General features: G+C 70.6%; 15 protein-coding genes. 6 read left to right on the top strand and 9 right to left on the bottom strand.

The window, feature by feature from the left end; all coding sequences use genetic code 11:
• Nucleotides 1-17: 17 nt before the first annotated feature.
• Nucleotides 18-908 (top strand): zinc metalloprotease HtpX, encoded by an 891-nt coding sequence (gene htpX, locus KGQ19_RS17140; RefSeq protein ID WP_212010175.1) that lies wholly within the window; start codon nucleotides 18-20, stop codon nucleotides 906-908.
• Nucleotides 909-949: 41 nt separating this feature from the next.
• Entirely contained in the window at nucleotides 950-1,516 is a 567-nt protein-coding gene (locus KGQ19_RS17135; protein ID WP_212010174.1) for a flavodoxin family protein, read from the top strand.
• A gap of 90 nt (nucleotides 1,517-1,606) precedes the next feature.
• Here the strand turns inward: KGQ19_RS17135 and KGQ19_RS17130 are convergent, their stop codons facing one another.
• Nucleotides 1,607-1,885 (bottom strand): hypothetical protein, encoded by a 279-nt coding sequence (locus KGQ19_RS17130; RefSeq protein WP_212010173.1) that lies wholly within the window; start codon nucleotides 1,883-1,885, stop codon nucleotides 1,607-1,609.
• A 326-nt stretch (nucleotides 1,886-2,211) separates the two neighbouring features.
• Between KGQ19_RS17130 and KGQ19_RS17125 the strand changes: the two genes are divergently transcribed.
• The gene (locus KGQ19_RS17125) at nucleotides 2,212-3,393 is read left to right on the top strand and encodes a cation:proton antiporter (RefSeq protein WP_212010172.1); all 1,182 of its coding nucleotides are present in this window, start codon (nucleotides 2,212-2,214) and stop codon (nucleotides 3,391-3,393) included.
• A gap of 212 nt (nucleotides 3,394-3,605) precedes the next feature.
• Here the strand turns inward: KGQ19_RS17125 and KGQ19_RS17120 are convergent, their stop codons facing one another.
• From KGQ19_RS17120 to KGQ19_RS17110, 3 genes are all read right to left on the bottom strand, one after another.
• Nucleotides 3,606-6,323 carry a bifunctional acetate--CoA ligase family protein/GNAT family N-acetyltransferase gene (locus KGQ19_RS17120; protein WP_212010171.1) on the bottom strand — a complete coding sequence of 906 codons (2,718 nt, stop codon included), beginning with the start codon at nucleotides 6,321-6,323 and terminating at the stop codon, nucleotides 3,606-3,608.
• Nucleotides 6,305-8,728: a phosphoketolase family protein gene (locus tag KGQ19_RS17115; protein ID WP_212010170.1), complete on the bottom strand. Its 2,424-nt coding sequence runs from the start codon at nucleotides 8,726-8,728 to the stop codon at nucleotides 6,305-6,307. Before KGQ19_RS17115 ends, KGQ19_RS17120 begins: the two co-directional genes overlap by 19 nt.
• A 176-nt stretch (nucleotides 8,729-8,904) precedes the next feature.
• Nucleotides 8,905-9,333, bottom strand: coding sequence for a pyridoxamine 5'-phosphate oxidase family protein (locus tag KGQ19_RS17110; RefSeq protein ID WP_212010169.1), 429 nt, complete (start codon nucleotides 9,331-9,333; stop codon nucleotides 8,905-8,907).
• A 177-nt stretch (nucleotides 9,334-9,510) separates the two neighbouring features.
• Between KGQ19_RS17110 and KGQ19_RS17105 the strand changes: the two genes are divergently transcribed.
• Entirely contained in the window at nucleotides 9,511-11,229 is a 1,719-nt protein-coding gene (locus tag KGQ19_RS17105; protein ID WP_212010168.1) for a sensor histidine kinase, read from the top strand.
• A 142-nt stretch (nucleotides 11,230-11,371) separates the two neighbouring features.
• Here KGQ19_RS17105 and KGQ19_RS17100 read toward each other — a convergent pair whose 3' ends face one another.
• Both KGQ19_RS17100 and KGQ19_RS17095 read right to left on the bottom strand, forming a co-directional pair.
• Nucleotides 11,372-12,049, bottom strand: coding sequence for a response regulator (locus tag KGQ19_RS17100; protein WP_212010167.1), 678 nt, complete (start codon nucleotides 12,047-12,049; stop codon nucleotides 11,372-11,374).
• A gap of 104 nt (nucleotides 12,050-12,153) precedes the next feature.
• Entirely contained in the window at nucleotides 12,154-12,456 is a 303-nt protein-coding gene (locus tag KGQ19_RS17095) for a hypothetical protein (RefSeq protein ID WP_212010166.1), read from the bottom strand.
• Nucleotides 12,457-12,657: 201 nt separating this feature from the next.
• Between KGQ19_RS17095 and KGQ19_RS17090 the strand changes: the two genes are divergently transcribed.
• Nucleotides 12,658-13,536 (top strand): universal stress protein, encoded by an 879-nt coding sequence (locus tag KGQ19_RS17090; protein WP_212010165.1) that lies wholly within the window; start codon nucleotides 12,658-12,660, stop codon nucleotides 13,534-13,536.
• Between the two features lie 131 nt (nucleotides 13,537-13,667).
• On the opposite strand, the gene KGQ19_RS17085 is transcribed toward KGQ19_RS17090, so the two are convergent.
• From KGQ19_RS17085 to KGQ19_RS17075, 3 genes are all read right to left on the bottom strand, one after another.
• The gene (locus tag KGQ19_RS17085; protein ID WP_212010164.1) at nucleotides 13,668-16,478 is read right to left on the bottom strand and encodes a glycosyl hydrolase family 95 catalytic domain-containing protein; all 2,811 of its coding nucleotides are present in this window, start codon (nucleotides 16,476-16,478) and stop codon (nucleotides 13,668-13,670) included.
• 172 nt (nucleotides 16,479-16,650) lie between these two features.
• Nucleotides 16,651-17,577 (bottom strand): DNA-3-methyladenine glycosylase family protein, encoded by a 927-nt coding sequence (locus tag KGQ19_RS17080; RefSeq protein ID WP_212010163.1) that lies wholly within the window; start codon nucleotides 17,575-17,577, stop codon nucleotides 16,651-16,653.
• A 106-nt stretch (nucleotides 17,578-17,683) separates the two neighbouring features.
• Nucleotides 17,684-18,343, bottom strand: coding sequence for an SDR family NAD(P)-dependent oxidoreductase (locus KGQ19_RS17075; protein WP_212010162.1), 660 nt, complete (start codon nucleotides 18,341-18,343; stop codon nucleotides 17,684-17,686).
• A gap of 95 nt (nucleotides 18,344-18,438) precedes the next feature.
• Between KGQ19_RS17075 and KGQ19_RS17070 the strand changes: the two genes are divergently transcribed.
• Complete coding sequence (locus tag KGQ19_RS17070; protein ID WP_212010161.1) at nucleotides 18,439-18,861, top strand: MerR family transcriptional regulator; 423 nt, start codon at nucleotides 18,439-18,441, stop codon at nucleotides 18,859-18,861.
• Nucleotides 18,862-19,512 lie beyond the last annotated feature (651 nt).

Here is a 19,512-nt window from a genome sequence, read left to right as displayed (position 1 = left end):
AGACACCAGGAGGCGTCGTGCAAAGCCGTATCAAGCCTGACCGGCAGCTGAGTGTGCGGATGGGGGTGACGATCTTTTTTCTGGGACTGTTGTACCTCGTCTTCGCCGCGGCGCTGGTGGTGTTGCTCAAGTCCGTCGTGTTGATCGTGGTGATCCTCGGCGCCCTGCTGTTCGCGCAGTACTGGTATTCCGACCGGATCGCGCTGGCCGCCCTCAAAGGGCACATCGTCACGCCTGAGGAGTATCCGCAGTTGCACGCGGTCCTGGACCGCCTGTGCTCGCTGGCCGACATGCCGAAGCCGAAGGTGGCCGTCGCGGACTTGGACGTGCCCAACGCGTTCGCGACCGGCCGGAACGCCGATCACGCGGTGTTGTGTGTGACGACCGGGATTCTGGGGCTGCTGGACGAGAAGGAGTTGGAGGGCGTCCTCGCGCATGAGCTGACGCACGTCGCACACCGGGACGTCGCGGTGATCACCATCGCCTCCTTCCTGGGCGTCGTGGCCGGGCTGATGATGCGCTTCACCCTGTACTCCCAGGTGTTCGGCCGCCGGAACCAGAACACGGCGATGGTCATCATGGCGATCATGGTGGTCTCGACCGCGGTCTACGCGATCAGCTTCGTGTTGATCAGGGCCCTGTCGCGGTATCGCGAGCTGGCCGCGGACCGGGACGGCGCCATCTTGACCGGCCAGCCTTCACAGCTCGCCTCCGCGCTGGTCAAGCTTTCCGACTCCGCGGCCCGGATCCCGCGTCGCGACCTGCGCAGCGTGCAGGCGTTCAACGCCTTCTTCATCAGCCCGGTCGGCGGCGGTCGTCTGGCCGGCCTGTTCTCGACGCACCCGAAGCTGGAGCGCCGTCTGGACCAGCTCGCCCGGATCACCGAGCAGCTGGGGCGGCCGGTGTGAGGGGGAAGCGGAAATGAGGAACCGGAATTGAGGAATCGGAAATGAGAGCCCTGATCATCTATGAGTCCGTGTTCGGCAACACCCACACCGTCGCCGAAGCGATCGCCGAAGGCCTGCGCACCGCCGGTGAAGCGACTCTGGTCCCGGCCGCGGACGCCGAGGGGAGCCTTCTCGCGAGCGTCGACGTCGACCTCCTCATCATCGGCGGGCCGACGCACGGGCACGGTCTGCCGGCGCTGTATACCCGTAAGCCCGAGCCGCGCACGGCGGCGTCCGCTTACGGCCTGCCCCAAGCGGCGCCTGGTGCGTCCGAGGAGTCTGACCTCAGGAGTGTGCTGGACGCGTTGCCCGTGGGCAGCCATGTCGAGCCGCAAGGCATCGCGGTGAAGCATCAGGTGGCTGCTGCCGCGTTCGACACCCGCCGGTCCGGTCCGGTCTTGTTCACCGGCCGTACCAGCCGGGCCATCGCCAAGCGGCTGCGGCAGCGTGGCTACGCCAGTGCCGCCCGGCCGGCCAGCTTCCTGGTCGACGGCCAGGACCAGCTGTTGGCCGGCGAGATCGATCGCGCCGTCCAGTGGGGGAAGTCGCTCGCCGCCCACGGTTCGTGACCGGCGGACTGCCCGGGGCCGGTCACGAACCGTGGGCGGCGGCCGTTGTCCGGCGGGAGATCGTTCCGTGCTTCACGATCGTTCCGTGCTTCACGATTGTTCCGCGATCGCTGTCAGGCGCACCTTCCAGCCGGCCTCCTCGCGCACGACGTCGATCTGGGCCGCGTGGGACGACGTGGCCCCGTCGGCGATCGCGGTCGCCAGCGCGCGGGCGGCGGCCAGGGTGGGCTCGCGCCCCTCGACCTTGGCGAGCAGGAACTGGCTGCCGCTGGTCGTCACGACGCGCAGGCCCTCGACGACGTTGATCTGCCGGACCTGGTCGGCGCGCAGGAGATCGCCGTCCGAAGTGCTGATCCACACGTGTGTCATTGCTTCTCCTCGCGTACCGGCCGGGCTCCGCTGGGGCGGGTCCTGATTCTCAGCTTGCCTCGGCTGCCGGGTCCCGCGGAACGGCCTTTGTCCCCTGTGCCGCAGGGCCGAAGGGCCCGGATTCGGTCGCGGGAGCCGGGTGATCGTGCCCGGCGGTTGCCGGCGTCCGTCATGGCGGCGGCTCGGGCACGGCTCGGGCTCGGCTCGGGCACGGGAAACCATGTTCAGCGCCTCGAGTTCCTGACAGCGCGGACCGGGTAGCTTTCAATGATCCGCTGCCGCTCGGCATCGCGACCGGATGCGGAGCGGAGAAGGAGGAGGAGCCGGTGAGCCTGGATGTTCTCGCGCTGGTGCTGGCCGTCGGGCTGGTCGGCCCGCTCCTGGCCGCGCCGAAGCGCCGGGGCGTGCCGGTGGCGGTGGGGGAGATCCTGGCCGGGGTCCTCGTCGGGCGGACGGCGCTGCGCTGGGTGGATCCCTCCTCCGCGGTGCTGACCTTCCTGGCCCAGGCGGGGTTCGCCCTGATCATGCTGGTCGCCGGCAGCCACATCCCGGTCCGCTCGCCCACGCTGCGGCCGGCGTTGGGACGGGGCGTCCGGCTGGTGGTCCTCACCTCGGCGCTGGCGGTACCCGCCGGGCTCGGGGTGGCCGTGGGCGCCGGGACCGGGCACGGCTGGCTGTACGCGGTGCTGATCGCTTCGAGCTCGGCGGCGCTGGTGATGCCGGTGGTCCAGGACGCGGGGCTGTCCTCGTCCCCGGTGCTGGTGATGACGGCGCAGGTGGCGGTCGCGGACACCGCGGCCATCGTCCTGCTGCCGCTGGCCGAGCAGCCCGCGCGGGCCGGGCGCGCGGTCCTGGGCGTGCTGGCCGTCGGCGGCGCGGGGCTGGCGGTGTTCCTGATCGTGCGCGAGCTGCGGGCGCGGGGCGGCCAACAGTGGCTGCACCGGCTCAGCCGGCGCCGGAACTTCGGCCTGGAACTGCGGGAACAGCTGATCATCGTGTTCGGGCTGGCCGGCATCGCCGAGGCGACCGGGGTCTCGGTGATGCTCGCCGGGTTCACCGCCGGTCTGATCCTGGCGGCGCAGGGCGAGCCGCGGCGGCTGGCACGGCAGCTGTTCGCGGTGGCCGACGGGTTCCTGGGGCCGGTGTTCTTCGTGTGGCTCGGCGCCTCCCTGGACCTCAAGGAACTGATCGACCATCCCGGGATGATGGCGCTGGCCGGGGCACTGGTGCTGGCGACCGTGGTCGTCCACGCGGCGGCTCGGCTGCTCGGTCAGCCGCTGCCGCTGGCAGTGCTGGCCGGGGCACAGCTCGGGGTGCCGGTCGCGGCGGTGACGATCGGTCAGCGGGCCGGTCTGCTGCGCCCCGGCGAAGGCGCCGCGATCCTGGCCGCCGCCCTGATCGGCCTGGCGGTGACGGCGTGGGCCGCGGATCGGGCGAAACAGGATGCCTCGCCGCAGGCCGCGGCACCGCCGCCGGCCCCCGCGGCAGCAGGGCAGCCCGGGTCGTAGAGAAGTCGACAGCGACGCCGAACGTCTCGCCGTCATTGCGAACCCCGGCGGTGGTGGCCGCGACCGTGCCGGTCCGTTTCCGGAGCCGTACGGACCAGTCCTGGCCCGTGTACATCGCGCGCAGGAGCCTGGGCACCCGGGTAAGTCCGGGGAGCCTGTCGAAGAGTTGTTCGGTATGACTCTGTTTCTCGTGGTCTGCGCCGGTGCCAGGTTCAGCGCAGGCGGCGCAGGTAGGGATCGGTCGGGGTACGGGGTTCGACCCGGATCCGGAAGTCCGCCGCCGTCACCCCGTCCGGGGCGGCGATCAGGGGGTTGATCTCGGCCTCGGCCACGCAGGTCTGCTCGGCGGCCAGAAGCGCCAGCCGGGACAGCACCTCGCGGACGACAGCGACGTCGCCGCCGGGTCGGCCGCGATAGCCGGCCAGCAGCCGGGCGGCACGCGTGGAGCGCACCAGTTCCCCGGCGTCCGCGCCGGTCAGCGGTGCCAGCCGGAAGGCGCGGTCGGCGGCCAGGTCGGTGCCGGTGCCGCCGATGCCGAAGGCGACCAGCGGGCCGAAGACCGCGTCGTTGTCGACGCCTGCCAGCAACTCCACGCCCACCGGCGCCATCTCCTGCACGATGACGCCGGCCAGACGGTCGCCGAACTTGTCGTGCAGCCGGCGCCATCCCGCGCGGATGTCCTCCGGTCCCGAAAGGCCCAGCAGCACGCCGCCCATGTCGCTCTTGTGCACCAGTTCGGGCCAGTACGCCTTCATCGCCACCGGGGTGCCCCACAGAGCGGCCGCGGTCACCGCGGTCTGCTCGTCGGTGGCCAGCACCAGGCGCGGGCAGCCGATCCCGTAGCAGGCCAGCAGATCGGCGGCGCGGTCCGGCGGCAGCCATCCGCCTTCAGGATGCGCGGCGAGGAACAGCGAGATCAGGCGCGCGGCGTCCCGCGAGCGGATATCGGACAGCGTCGGCACCTCACTGCCAGGCCGGCGCAGCCAGGCCGCGTAGTCGCAAGCGTGACTCAGCGCCCTGGCCGCGTTTTCGGCGTCTCCGTAGACCGGTGCGGGCCTTCCGTCGGATCCCAGCACGGTCTCGACTGCGGCAGCCTGGTCCACCCGCACGGCGATCGCCGGTACCGTTCCGGTCCGGGCGTCGGCCGCCAGGCTCGCGGGCAGCTCTGCCAGCGCTGTCGGCACCAGCAACAGCAGCACGGCGTCCACCTCGCCGGAGGAGGCCACGGTCTGCACGGCTTCGCGCAGCAGGTCCGCGTCGGCTCCGGCTCCGGCGTCGACCGGGTTGCCGCAGGCCGCGACCGGGCCCAGCAGGGTGCTGAGTCGCTCGCGCAATGCCGCGCTGAACTCCGGGACGGCCAGGCCGGTCTCGACGCAGGCGTCGGCGCCCAGCACCCCCGTGCCGCCGGCGTTGGAGACCACCGCGACCCGGTGGCCGGCCGGGCGGGCACCGGTCGCCAACAGCACCGCGGTCTCCACCAGCTCGGCGACCGAGCGCGTGGCGATGACGCCGGCCTGCCGGTAGAGCGCGTCGCGGGTGACGCCGGGGGTGACCGAGGCCGCGGTGTGCGAAGCAGCGGCCCGCGATCCGGCGGCGGAGCGTCCGGCCGCGACGATCAGCACCGGTTTGGTGCGGGCCACGCGGCGGGCGTAGCGGGCGAACTTGCGCGGGTTGCCGAAGGATTCCAGGTGCAGCAGCACCGACTCGGTCGCGGGATCGCGCGCCCACCAGGCCAGCAGGTCGTTGCCGGAGACGTCGGCCTTGTCGCCGAGCGAGGCGAAGGAGCCGGTGCCGATTCCCAACCGGGACAGGTGGTCCAGTATCGCGATGCCCACGCCGCCGGACTGCACACCCACCCCGGCCGAACCGGCCAGCGGGGTGTGCGGCCCGAACGTGGCGTCCATCGTGATGTCCGGTCCGAACGCCGCGACACCCAGGCAGTTCGGGCCGACCAGGCGCATGCCGTAGCGGCGGCAGACCGCCTTCAGCGTCGTGCGCACCGGCTCCGTCACCGGTGAGGTGACGATGGTCAGAGCTCTGATGCCATGGCGGCCACACGCGATCGCCGCCTCGACGAGGCCGTCCTGCGGCAGGGCCAGCATCGCCAGGTCGATCCGGTCCGGCAGCAGCTCGATCGAGCGCGCGCACGGTACGCCGGCGATCTCCTGCGCGTGCGGGTTCACCGCGAACAGCGGCCGGTCGAATTCGGCGGCGAGCAGGTGCTCCAGGATCGCGCGGCCGACTCCCCGGGTGCGTCCGACGCCGACCACGGCCACCGCGCGTGGCCGGAACAGCGGTGTCAGGGATGCCGCGCTGCCGGTGAACTCGCGGTCGGCGACGACCTCCAGGAAGGCGTCGTCTTCAGTGAGGTCGATGTCGTGGAAGACGGCGCCGCCGTGCTCGAACGTCGCGCTGTGGTGCAGCCCGGCCGAGGCGATGACGCGTTTCATCGCCAGGTTCTCCGACAGGGTCTCGGCGGCGAACCGCCGGATGCCCGCCGCGCGGGCGGCGTCGGCGAGGTGCTCCAGGAGCAGGGTGCCGATGCCCCGGCCGCGCAGCCTCTCGGCGACGGTGAAACCGACCTCGGCGGCGTCGGCGTCGGGCCCGAGCCGCCAGGCCTCGCCCTCGCCGACGATCTCCTCGGCCGCGCCGTGGTGGACCACCGCGACCAGGGCGATGCGGTCCGGATGCGGCTCGCACAACCTGCGTGCCGCGTCGCGCCCCGCGGCGGCGCCGGAGGCGAAGAACCGCATGCGCAGGCTGTTCGGGGACAGCGTGGCGAACATCGCGTTCAGGCCGTCGAGGTCCGCCTCGGCGGTGGGCCGGATCGAGACGGTAGTGCCGTCGGAGAGCAGGGCGTGTACGGGTTCGCGTGCGATGCCGGCCCGGTCGGCCGTCGTCGCGGGCCCGGTCATGACGTCCACTTCCATTCGCGGATCTCCGGCAGGTCCTCACCGTGCTCGACGATCCAGCCCTGGTGCCGGGTCCGGGCGTCGGCCATGGCCTGTCGCACCGCCGCGGCCCTCGGCGCCAGGCCCGGCACCCGGTCGATGACGTCGCAGACCAGCTTGAAGCGGTCCATGTCGTTGCGGACCAGCATGTCGAACGGCGTCGTCGTGGTGCCCTGCTCCTTGTAGCCCCGCACGTGCAGGTTCGCGTGGCCGTGCCGACGGTAGGTCAGGCGGTGGACCAGCGACGGGTAGCCGTGGAAGGCGAAGATCACCGGCTGGTCGACGGTGAAGATCGCGTCGAACTGGGTGTCCGGCAGGCCGTGCGGGTGCTCGGACTCGGGCTGCAGACGCATCAGGTCCACGACATTGACCACCCGGATGCGCAACCCGGGCAGGTGTTCGCGCAGCAGCTGGGACGCGGCCAGAACCTCCAGGGTCGGGACGTCGCCGGCGCACGCCAGCACCACATCCGGTTCGCTGGCGAACTCGTCCTCGGTGCCGGCCCAGTCCCAGATGCCCAGCCCGCGCGCGCAGTGCAGGGCCGCGTCCTCGGGGCTGAGCCAGTCCGGGCTCGGGTTCTTCCCGGCGACGATGACGTTGACCAGGTCGCGGCTGTTCAGGCAGTGCTCTGCGACGAACAGCAGGGTGTTGGCGTCCGGCGGCAGGTACAGCCGCACCACATCGGCGGTCTTGTTCGCGACGTGGTCCAGGAATCCGGGGTCCTGGTGCGAGAAGCCGTTGTGGTCCTGGCGCCACACGTGCGAGGTGAGCAGGTAGTTCAGTGACGGGACCGGGGCCCGCCAGGGCAGTGCCCGCGCGGTCTTGAGCCATTTCACGTGTTGGTTCAGCATCGAGTCGACGATGTGGATGAAGGCCTCGTAGCAGGAGAACAGGCCGTGTCGGCCGGTCAGCAGGTAGCCCTCCAGCCAGCCCTGGCACAGGTGCTCGGAGAGCACTTCCATGACCCGGCCGTCCGGGGCCAGGTGGTCGTCCGTCGCCTTGGTGGGCAGGGTCCAGACCCGGTTGGTGACGTCGAAGACGTCGTCCAGGTGGTTGGAGGCGGTCTCATCGGGACCGAACAGGCGGAACGTGCCGTGCGGGGCGTCGGCGGCGATGATGTCGCGCAGCCAGGTGCCGAGCACGCGGGTCGGTTCGTGCTCGGTCTCGCCGGGCTTGGCGACCGGCACCGCGTACGCGTCGATGGGCGGCAGGTCCAGGGTGCGGGTGAGGACACCGCCGTTGGCGTGCCGGTTGGCGCCGATGCGCTGGTCGCGGTCCGGGACGCAGGCCAGGATCTCGGGCTTGGGCCGGCCGAAGTGGTCGAAGAGCTCGCCGGGCTGATAGGACTTCATCCAGTCCGCCAGCATGTGCCGGTGCTGCGGGTTCTCCCGGACGCCGGTCAGCGGGACTTGGTGGGAGCGGAACGTGCCCTCGATCTGCACGCCGTCCACGGTCCGCGGACCGGTCCAGCCCTTCGGCGTGTGCAGGATGATCACCGGCCAGGGCGGGACGCCGTTGTCGGCGGCCTTCGGGTTCCGCTTGACGTTCTGGATGCGCCGGATCGTGGCCAGCGCCGAGTCCATGGCTTCGGCCATCTTGTGGTGCATGGCGTGCGGGTCGTCGCCGAAAACCCAGCGGGGGTCCCAGCCCTGGGAGGCCAGCAGGCCGTCGAGTTGTTCGCGCGGGATGCGGTCCAGGACGGTCGGGTTGGCGATCTTGTAGCCGTTCAGGTGCAGGATCGGCAGGACCGCCCCGTCGCGGGCCGGATTCAGGAACCTGACGCTCTGCCACGAGGTGGCCAGCGGACCGGTCTCGGCCTCACCGTCGCCGACGACGCAGGCCACGATCAGGTCCGGGTTGTCGAAGGCGGCGCCGAAGGCGTGGGCCAGGCTGTAGCCGAGTTCGCCGCCCTCGTGGATGGAGCCGGGGACGTTCGCGGCGATGTGGCTGGGGACGCCGCCGGGTGCGGAGAACGCGGCGAACAGCTTGTTCATCCCGGCCTCGTCGCGGGTGACGTCGGGGTAGTGGTCGGTATAGGTGCCGTCCAGCCAGGAGCAGGCCAGCGCGGCCGGGCCGCCGTGGCCGGGGCCCAGGACCGTGATCAGGTCCAGCTCGTGCTCCTTGATCAGGCGATTGAGATGCGCGTGGACGAAGTTCAGCCCGGGGCTGGTGCCCCAGTGGCCGAGCAGCCGCGGTTTGATGTCGGACGGCTCCAGGGTGCGGTGCAGCAGTGCGTTGTCCCGCAGGTAGATCTGGCCGGCGGCCAGGTAGTTCGCGGCGCGCCAGTAGCGGTCGATCGCGTCGAGGCTGACGGAGTCGAGGTGGTCGGCGTGGTCGGCGTGGCTGGCGTGGCTGGCGTGGCTGGCGTGGTCACGGATGGTCATGGCAACAGGACCTTTTCTCCCGGGCGGGGGACGACGGCCGTCCACCGCAGGCGTTCGGTGATGCGTTCATGCGGGAACTCGGCGGCCTTCGGCTCGCCGTGGACGAGGTGGGCGGTGTTCGGGGCCGGCGCGTCACCAGCCGGCTGTCCGAGCGGTCGCTTCCGCCACCGGCCGCGTCAGACCTCTGCTTCGTCGTCGGGGTGGTGCGGGATGCGGCGGCCGATGACCTTCTCCGTCACGATCTTGATGAAGTGGTCCCGCTCGCCCGGTGCCCACGGGTCGACGTCCAGCCCGGCCAGCCGGGCCTGTTCGGCCGGGCTGGTGATCAGCTTGGCGCGGCCCAGGAACGTCACGAACCAGCCGTCGTGGGCCTGCTCGTCGATCCGGTCGACTTCGAAGGCGACGACGGTCTCGGCGACCCCGGCGCCGAACATCGGACCCTTGCGGGTCCGGAACACCGGATCGCGGCCGTCCAGCTTGAAGTTGACGATGAAGACCGCCGGCAGCGCGTAGCGGCTGTAGACGATCCGGCCTATCGGCACGGTCGCGGCGAGGCCGAGGGACTCAGCCTCAGAGAAGCGCTCCATACGCTGTTCTACGGTCATGACTCGATCGTCTCCGTGGCCGGGACCGGGGCAGAAGAGTCTTTGGGCCCTATTTGCCAGGGCACCGCTCACGCTGTCTCACAGACCCGGGCGCACTAGACGATCGTCTAGAGTGGGCATTGCAGACGCCGGTGCGGGCTATCGGTTCGCCTACCGTCGTAGAAAGGCGGCCCGGGGATGGCCGATCGGGAGCCGGACGAGCCTCGCAACTCTTTGTTGCCGCAGCTGCGGATGGACGAGTTGCTCGATGAGCTGATCTCCCGGGTGACCCAGATCCGGGCGACCCGTGACCGCGTGCAGCAGCTGCTGCAGGGCGTTCTGGCGGTCTCCGGCGGCCTGGAGCTGGACCAGGTGCTCTCCACCATCATCGGCACCGCCGCCGAACTGGTGGACGCGCAGTACGGCGCCCTGGGGGTGATCGACAGCGGCGGTGAGCATCTGGAACGCTTCGTCACGGTGGGGTTGACCCAGCGGGAGATCGACGCGATCGGGCCGTTTCCCACCGGGATGGGGCTGCTCGGGCAGCTGATCCGGCACCCGGTGCCGTTGCGGCTGGCGGAGATCGCGGAGCACGAGTCGTCGTTCGGGTTCCCCGACGACCATCCGCCGATGCGGACTTTCCTCGGTGTTCCGATCCGGGTCCGGGACAAGATCTACGGCAACCTGTACCTCACGGAGAAGCGCGGCGGTTCGCGGTTCGACGCCGACGACGAGACCCTGCTGAGCACCCTGGCCGCCGCGGCCGGCGTGGCGATCGACAACGCCCGCCTGTACGACGACGCGCAGAGCCGCCAGCGCTGGATGACGGCCACGGCCGAGCTGACCCGCGGGCTGCTCTCCGGGGCGGACGCCCGCAACGTGCTGGCGGTGCTGGTCGAACGGGTACGGGACATGGCCGGCGCGGAGTTGGTGATGGTGTCGCTGCCGGACCCGGCCGCCGATCACTTGACGGTCCAGGTCGCCGCCGGCCCCGGCGGGGAGCGGGTCCGGGGCGACTCCACGCCGATCGCCGGCTCCGAGGTCGGCGCGGTGTTCGCCGCGGGGGTCGGGCGCGCGATCGTCGACGGGCAATGGGATGACCGGCAGCCGTGGACGGAACTCGGCCTCGGGCCGGCCTATATCGCGCCGCTGGGCACGGCCGGCAAGGTACGCGGCGTTCTGGTCGCCGCCAAACGGTTCGGGGCTCTGCCCTTCGACGCGGGCGCCATGCACATGCTGACGGAGGTCGGCGGGCAGGCCGCGGTGGCGCTGGAGCTGGCCGACCGCCGGGCCGACGTGGATCTGTTGGCCTTGTACGCCGACCGCGACCGGATCGGCCGTGACCTGCACGACCTGGCGATCCAGCGGCTGTTCGCCACCGGCATGACGCTGCAGTCGGTCCTGAAGATCACCGACAAGCAGGCGGTGCGGGACCGCGTCAACAAGGCCGTGTCAGAGCTCGACGACACCATCAAGGTGATCCGCTCGACCATTTTCGCGTTGTCCGAGCGCGGCGGGCCGGACGAGGACCCCGGCCTGCGGGCGCAGGTGCTGCAGGTGTGTCAGGACTCTGCCACGGTCCTGGGCTTCACCCCGGCGGTCCGCTTCACCGGGCCGATCGACTTCGAGGTGTCGGACGAGGCGGCCGAGCACGCTCTGGCGGTGGTGCGCGAGGCGTTGTCCAACGTCGGGCGGCATGCGCAGGCCACGAAGGCTGATGTGGATGTGGCGACTGCTGACGGTTTCCTGGTGCTGCGGGTCGCCGACAACGGGGTGGGGATGCCGGAGGGCGGCGGACGCCGCAGCGGTTTGGGCAATCTCGCCGACCGGGCCGTGGCGTTGGGTGGGGAGTTCACGGTCGGGCCCGCCGAGGGCGGCGGCACCGTGTTGACGTGGCGGGTCCCGCTGGACGACTGACGTCGTGGTGCACGCTGGGCCCGGCGCGGGCGTGTCAGGTACCGGGCTGCGGTCGCCGCCTCAGTGCTGTCGTGCTTCAGCGGTGCTGTGCCTCGGTGGGCGCCGCGCCTCAGCGGTGCCGTACCTCGGTGGGTGCCCTACCTCAGTGGTGCCGTGCCTGCTCGGACTTGATCTCGGAGACCATCACCGCGGCCTGCACCCGCCGGGTCAGGCCGAGTTTGGCCAGCAGCGCGGAGACGTAATTCTTCACGGTCTTCTCGGCCAGGAACATCCGCTCGGCGATCTGCCGGTTGGTCAGGCCCTCGCCGATCAGGTCCAGCACCTTGTGTTCCTGCGCGGTCAGCTGGGCCAGCGGGTCTCTGCGCTCGTCGGCGGCCCGGAGTTTGGCCATCACCTTGGCCGCGAGCCTGGGGTCGAGCAGCGATTCGCCGCCGGCCACCGTCCGCACCGCGGTGACCAGTTCCGGGCCGAGGGTCTGCTTGAGCAGGTAGCCCGAGGCGCCGGCCATGATGGCGTCGAACAGTGCCTCCTCGTCGGCGAACGAGGTCAGCATCAGGCAGGACAGCTCCGGCAGCTTCGAGCGCAGCTCGCGGCACACGGTCACGCCGTCCCCGTCCGGCAGCCGCACGTCCAGTACCGCCACCCGCGGCCGCAGCGCCGGGACCCGGGCCAGCGCCTCGGCGGCCGTGGAGCCCTCGCCGACGACTTCGAAATCCGGCTCGTCCTCCAGCATGTCCTTCAGCCCCCGCCGCACGACCTGGTGGTCGTCCAGTAGGAACACGCTGATCTTGCCGTTGTCAGCGCCGTTGCCGCCGTCCATGTCGCCCAGCCTCCGTGGCCCGCATCGAGGTCCTGAAACGACAGTAATGCCGAGTTGCCGCTGGGGGACGGGCCGAAAGACCCTTCTTGCGCGAGCCGGGGGATTCAGGCTGCCCTGCGCCGCAGGAACACCACGTTCGTGTAGGGCGCGAGGGACATGTACTGCGCCAGCGCGGCCCGGACCGCACCCCGGATGTCCGACCTGACCTGCGGATCCAGGGCGCGGGCAGTGCTCACGTAGACGGTCGCCAGGCCGTCGCGCTCGACCACGGCGATCCGCGGCTGGTCGTCGACCCAGCTCGCGGCGAGGGTGCGCTGGACGCCGAGCAGGACATCGCGGAAGGCGTCCCGGCCGGGATCGGTGGCGTGTGGGGTGTGTGGGATTTGGACGTCGATGGTGGTGCTCATGGCCTTGCCGCTCTGTAGAAGAAACCCTGTCCTTCTCCAGCGTCATGCCGCGAGGACGCGGAGTTCAGAGGCCTTGATCCCGTAGCCGCCGGGTCGAAGGTCCCCGGCAGCCGGGCCTTCGGCCTCTGGGGCGCGGCCGTCCTGGCGCCGACAGTGGAGGCGATGTGAACGACACGCACGCTCAAGCGCCCTGGAGGAACGATGAAGAGCACCGTCGTCGTCGGCTACGACCAGACCCCGCACGGCGACGTCGCGCTGGCCGCGGCGGCCCGCGAGGCGGCGATACGCGGCGCGGACCTGAACGTCGTCACCGCCTTCGGCCGCCCCGCGCCCTCCGGACCGACCGTCCCGTCGCCGGCGGAGCCCGACCCGCAGGACGCCGCGCGCAAGGCCGCCGAGGCCGTCGCCCAACACGGCGTCGACCGAGTCCACGAGCGTTACCCGGGACTTCAGGTGCGGCCGTGCGCCCTCGTGGGCTCGGCCGGCAAGACGGTGGCGCAGGCCGCCCACAGCGCCGATCTGCTGGTGATGGGCAGCCGTGGCAAGGGCGGATTCACCGGCCTGCAAGTGGGCTCCACCTCGATGCGCGCCCTGGCCGACGCCTGCTGCCCGGTCCTGGTGGTCCGCGGCGAGACCGACGCCGACCACGACCGCGTCACGGCGGCGGTCGACATCGACGAACCCTGCGAACAAGTCCTCGACTTCGCCTTCACCGAGGCCTCCCGCCGCGGCGCCCGCCTCACCGTGATCCACATCTGGGACGAGCCCTGGATCCTGGCCTACAGCCAGGACGACCCGGGCCTGGCCGACGAGATCACGCTCATCCAGAGCGAACGCGAAGACCATCTGTCCGCGATCATCCACTCCCTCCGGCGCCGCCACCCCGAGGTCCAGTCCTCCCACCAGGTCGCCACCGGCTCGGCCGGCCGCCTGCTGGTCGAGGCCTCATACCGCGCCGACCTGCTGGTCACCGGCGCTCGCCGACACGGTGAGGGGCAGCACGGAATGCAGATCGGACCGGTGACCCAGACGCTGCTGCAGCACTCCGACTGCCCGGTCGCGGTGGTGCCCCTGGCGTGAGGGCCGACCCGGTCGCGGTCCTGGGACCCGCGCCGGGCGGTCAGCAGCCCGCCGCCGGGCCGACACCAAGGCCGCGCCTCTCGGCGCCGTCGCGGAGCGGGTGGTCAGACGGAGGTCGTGGTCAGTCGTGGTCAGATACTGATCAGCTCCCACTGCTGGTTGGCAGCGCCGCTGCTGATGGTCTCCTGCTCCAGGCCCGCCAGGTCGGCGGTGGAGGATCCGGCGACGCCGACGGCTTTGCCGCTGCGGACGCTGACCAGCGTGACGTAGCCGCCGCCGGCGTCGGTGATCCGCCACTGCTGATTGGTCGCTCCGGTCGAGGTGTACTGGCAGATCGGTGCGCCGTCCGCGGTGCCGCCTCCGTAGACGTCCATCAGCAGGCCCGAGGAGACGTTGACCAGGTTGTAGATCCCCGCGCCGACCGGCTGGAGCCGCCAGGACTGGTTGGATCCGCCGTCGCGTGCGTACTGGATCAGCTTCGTGCCCGCGGTGCCCGAGGCTCCGGGATCGTCGATCGCCTTGCCGCTGTTGCGGTTGACCAGCACGTAGGTGCCGGATGGGCCGGAGGAGGGGGCGAGGGCGGCGGATGCGCCGGCGGCCAAGGTGATCTGTTGGCTGGAGGCGCCGTAGGCGACGGTGATCGTCGCCGGGGCCGGGCCGATGTTGTGCAGTGTGCCGGAGGTGACTTGTCCGCCGCTCCAGACGAAGTCGACGGTGAACCCGCCGCGCACCCCGATGCCGGTGACGGCGCCGGACGCCGACCAGGCCGACGGTAGCGCCGGGAGCAGTTGCAGCAGGCCGGGTCGGGAGTAGACGAGCATTTCGATCGCCGCTGAGGGCAGGCCCAGGTTGGCGTCGATCTGGAAGGTGTCGCCGCTGTAGATGTCCAGGAGGTTCCCGGCCGTGCCGGTGGAGCCGCTGGTCGATGGCGTCAGCCCGTTGACGAAGCACTGGTAGGCGTTGGCGGCGTTCCGCAGCCGGGCCCAGCACGCCGCGCGCCAGGCGACGCCCCAGCCGAAGCTGGTCATGCCGCGGGCGGTCAGCAGGTTGGTGACGCCGGTCAGCAGCGCGGCCGGGGACTGGTCGGCGGTGATGCGATCGCCCGGGAACAGTCCGATCAGCGGTGACAGGTGCCGGTGCTGGATGTCACCGGTGTCGAGGTTGTCGGGTGTCATCCACTCCTCCAGCCAGCCGGTGACGGTGCTGACCTGCGGGAGGTAGAGCTTGCTCTGGAGCCCGGCGACGGTCGCGGCGAAGCCGGAGTCCCGGCCCAGGACGGATGCGGCCTGCCGGTAGTTGGCGAACAGCTGCCAGATGAGTTCCTGGGCGAAGGTGATGCCGATCTGGTTGGAAGGGCCGTGTTCGGGCGACCAGTCGTTGTCGTCGACCAGGACCGTGTTGCCGTCCGCGTCGGTGGTGGTGATCAGCCGGGCCTGCCAGAACTGACAGGCACTCATCAGCAGCGGGTAGATCGAGGCGAGGTAGCTCGTGTCCTGGGTGTACAGGTAGTGGTCGAACAGCTCGTTGCACAGCCAGGCACCGCCTGGTGGGCTCCAGTCCCAGCCCAGACCGCCGAACGGATTCGTGGAGATGGCCACCGTCCAGCCGGCGATCTGGCCGGAGGAGTTGCGATACGCCCCGTTGCTGGCGTCGTTGAAGTGTGCCTGGGTGTGCTGGGCCCAGGACGGCTGCTGGCTGATGCAGTAGTCCGCGAACGGCGCGAAGCAGGACGGCAGTCCGGTGCGGTCGGGCAGCCAGTAGTTCATCTGGATATTGATATCGGTGTGGTAGTCGCTCATCCAGGCCGGGGAGTTCGTATCCTGCCACGGCCCCTGCAGGTTGATCGGCAGCCCGGTCCGGGAGCCGCTGATCATCAGGTAGCGGCCGAACTGGACGAACGCCGCGTGCAGCTCCGGGTCGGCCCCGGAACTGTGGGCCGCGGCCAGGCGCTGGTCGGTGGGCAGCGCGCGCTGGGCGGCGGTCGAGGTGCCCAGGTTGATCGTCATCGCCTGCGACAGCGCCTGGTAGTCGGCCAGGTGGTGGGAGAACAGCGCGGCCGTGCCGAGTCCGGTGGCGCGCGATGCCTGGTCGGCTGCCACGGTCGCCGGGACGATGCCGGGGTCCATGAACCCTGAGGTGGTCGGCGAGTAGTTCGTTCCGCCGCTGATCACCAGCAGCACGTCCGAGCAGCCGGTGAACGTCACCGCCGAGCCCGAGCCCGAGGCGCCGACCGAGCCGCTGGACGCGGATGCCTGGACTTGCGCGGCGTACAGCAGCCCGTTGGCCAGCGCCCCGGTGAAGGAAACCGTGCCTGCCGAGGAGTTCGAGGACGTCGATTCCGAGCGGGTACCGGTCAGCGTCAGGCTGCCGGTGTAGGAGCCGCCGCCGGACTGGCTGAGGTGGATGACGACGACGTCGTCGGGGTGGCTGGCCCACACGTCGCGGCGGTAGGTCACGCCGTCGAAGGTGTAGGTCGTCGAGGCGTAGCCGTTGCTCAGGTCCAGCTGCCGCACGTAGCCGCCGACCGCCGACATACTGTGGGCCGGGATGTTCAAGGTGGCCTGGGCCAGCATCTGCTGCGTGCCGAAGCCCGAGGTGTCGTAGGGGAATCCGTTCGACCCCGGATCGGCGTTCGGCCCGCCGGCCCAGCACGTCGCGTCGGTGACGTTGTACAACTCGCTGCCCGGATCGCCGGTGAACAGCGCACCGAGACGGCCGTTGCCCACCGGCAGGGCCGTGGCCATCATCGAGGAGGCGCTGCCGGGTGCCGTGTACCAGATCGTCGTGGCCTGACCGGTAGGTATCGGCCTGGTCGCGGCCGACGCGCCGCGCGCGCTCGCGCGTGCCGCACCCGTGGACAGCCCCGGCGCTGCCAGCACGGTCCCCACGGCCGCGGCGCCGCGGAGAAGCGATCGACGTGAGGGGTTGTGGAACTCGGGCATCCGCCGTCTCCAGACGCGTCAGCGATACATCGAATGTTTCGACGAGATCTCGAACTTTCACCATGCAGCCTCGCGTGGTGGGAGCGTAGGAGGTGGTCCGAGCTCCGTCAATACATCCGAGGACATCAGGTCCCTCACTTGCCGGCCAGGCTGGGGCGCGCCAGTCGCTCGGCTATCGGCCGGCGTGGGGCCCGGTACCGCTGATCTCGCCGGTCACGTCCTCAAGATGCGCGCGCAGGAGCAGGCAGACCCAGGTGCGATACGGCCGCCAGTTCTCACTGAGCTGCTCCAGTTCGTCGTCTGAAGGCGTAGCGGGCAGGCCGTAGGCGACGGCCACGGCGCGGGCGAGTCTGGGCTCGTGGTGCGGGACGCGGTCCGGGTCGCCCGCGCCCCGCAGCAAGACCAGTTCGGCGGAGAAGTCCCCGATCCCCGGCAGTTCCTTCAGCGTGGCCAGGGCCTGCTCGGCCGGGAGCGCGCGCAGTCTGGCGGCGTCGAGCCGACCTTCGAGCGCACCGTGAGCAAGAGCGCGCAGCCATTCGGGCTTGCGGCCGGACAGGCCGGGGAACGCTTGGAGCTCGGCCAGGCGCTGTGGGGCCGGGAAGGCGTGCACGGTGTCGTCGCCGAAGGAGACTGGTTCGCCGAGTTGCTCTGCCATGCGTGTCTTGATCGCAGCGGCCTGCCGGATCCGGATGCGGTGCCCGATGATCGCCCACGCCGCGGCCTCGTACGGCGAGTAGAAGCAGACCGGGCGCAGACCGGGATAACGCTGCTGAAGTCCCGCGACGACCTTGTCGCGCCGGCCCACGTCGGGGAACCCGGAGCCGTCGACGTCCAGCGACAGAATTCGGGCCACTTGCGCGCGGACCGCTTCGGTCAGCTTCTTCTCTGATGGCTGTGGGCTGAGAACCTCGCCCCGAACTCCGCCGGCGTGTTCCCGCACTCGGACTCCGACGGTCTGCCAACTCCCTTCGATCGGGAACGCCAACTTGAGCGCCGGGTCGGACCCGGGCTGGTAGGAAGCCGGGGTGAAGCCTTCGAGGAAGGCAAGGCTCGGGGCCAGTGAGAAGGGGCCCTTGGCGGTGAGGGTAAAGGTGCTCATCGACCGCTCTCCAGGATTGGCGGGTTGGCGCTCCTGCTCGCCGAACCTAACCCTTCGCTGCCCAATGCGCATTTCGGGCCCACTGTCTCATCCGGCCTCGCTGACGTCACACTGGCGTCGAGCCGACGTGCACGATCTCACGTTGCCACGCCCCGCGTGCCTGGCGATGCAGGGTCCAGTAGTGCTCGGCGACCAGATCGGGATCGGAATCCGTGCCGGCGACCATGTGGCAGTCGACGGTGACGGTCGCGACATGGACGCCCGCCGGGCCGTATTCCTCGTCGAGCAGGTGAGTCAGGGCGCGTATCCCCGCCTTGCCCAGCGACAGGCTGGCGTACCGGGCGTCGGGCCGTGGCATGCCGCCGGTCAGCAGAATCGTGCCGTGGCCCCGCCGTGCCATCGCCGGCGCGATGTGAGCCGCGCTCTGCAGAGCGCCGAGCACATTCACCGACCAGGCCTGCTGATGCCGTTCCGCGTCCAGTTCGCCGGGCCGGTCCTGTTGGATGATCGCCGCGTTGTAGACGAGCACTTCGGGCACGCCGTGCGCGGCCACCGCGGCGTCAAGGGCCGCCCGCAAGGACGACACGTCGGTGCTGTCGGCCCGCAACGGCAGGGCCTTGAGACCCTCGCGCTCCAGCGAGCCGGCCAGCTCCACGACCCGGGCACTGCGCGCGATCAGCGCGACCGGCACCTCCGCACGCGCGAACCGGCGCGCCACCGCGATCCCGAGACCTGGCCCGGCACCGACAACGACTGCTCCTGCCATGGGAATCTCCTCATCTCACCTCGTGTTGAGTGGCACGACGGTAGGGCCTGACATCCATGTGAAGGGCAAGCCGATGTGACGGAGGGCACAGGCATATGCAGATCGGGGAATTCGCGGACCGCACCGGGGTCCCGCAGCGCCTCCTGCGCTACTACGAGGAACGCGGACTACTCACCCCCGGTCGCACCGACGCCGGCCACCGCACCTTTCAGGACTCCGACGTGCCCCGCGTCGAAACCATCCGCGCGCTGCTCGCGGCAGGCCTGAACACCGAGACCATCCGCATCGTGCTGCCCTGCACCGACTACCGCGCCGGCCACCTGGTGCCGACCTGCACGGAGATGCTCACCCACCTGGCCGGGGAACAGGATCGGCAGACAGCGTCCATCGCGCGTCTGGAGCGCTCGAAGCAGGCGATCGACGGCCTCTTGGCCGCCGCACCGCCTGAACTGACTGACCCCGTCCGCCATGCTGCGCTGCACAACATGCGCGAGGGGTCGGGTGCTGATCGGGTCTGATGTGGGTGTGTGGGTGTGTGGGTGTGTGGGTGTGTGGGTGTGGGGGTGTGTGGGCATGCGCCTGAGGGCGGTTCGGGGTTCGGATCTTCTTGTGGGGCTGGAGTTTGCGGGCCGGGTTGCGGCTAGTCTGTGGATTTCAAAGCTTTTTACGGCCTTCGGTCATAGTTGTGCCGGTTCGGGGTTCGGGGCGGCGAGTCATGTTTGTTGGCTGCCAGTTCGCGCGTTCACAACCCCGCCGCAACTCAGGCCTCTTCAACTCCAGCAAGTCAGGGCAAGGGCACAGGCCAGATCAAGAGCCAGAGCCACAAGCAAGGTCAAGGTCAAGGTCAAGGGCTGTGATGAAGGGCCGGGCCTCCGGCGGGCCTCGGCAACCTCAGGGAAACTAGCGCGGTTCCCTGGGGTGGCTGGGTGAGTCTCAGCGGCTGCGGCCGGTGAGGTGGTGCGGTCCGTTCCCCACGGTCGCGTCGTCAGCCCGATGGGTACAGCACCGGTGTCCGGGGGTAAAGTCCGCGCGCTGCGGTTGGGTGCCTGAGCTGCGGTTTCGTACGGCGCGAACTTGACCCCCGGCCACCGGCACTGTAGGCGAAGCCCTGCCGACGCGACCGAGGGGAACGAACCGAAAACCAGCCGGAAGAATAGCAATCGCAGGGA

Origin of the sequence: Catenulispora pinistramenti (assembly GCF_018274385.1) — a bacterium.
Classification (GTDB): Bacteria; Actinomycetota; Actinomycetes; order Streptomycetales; family Catenulisporaceae; genus Catenulispora; species Catenulispora pinistramenti.
This window is presented reverse-complemented; position numbering and strand designations above follow the sequence as displayed.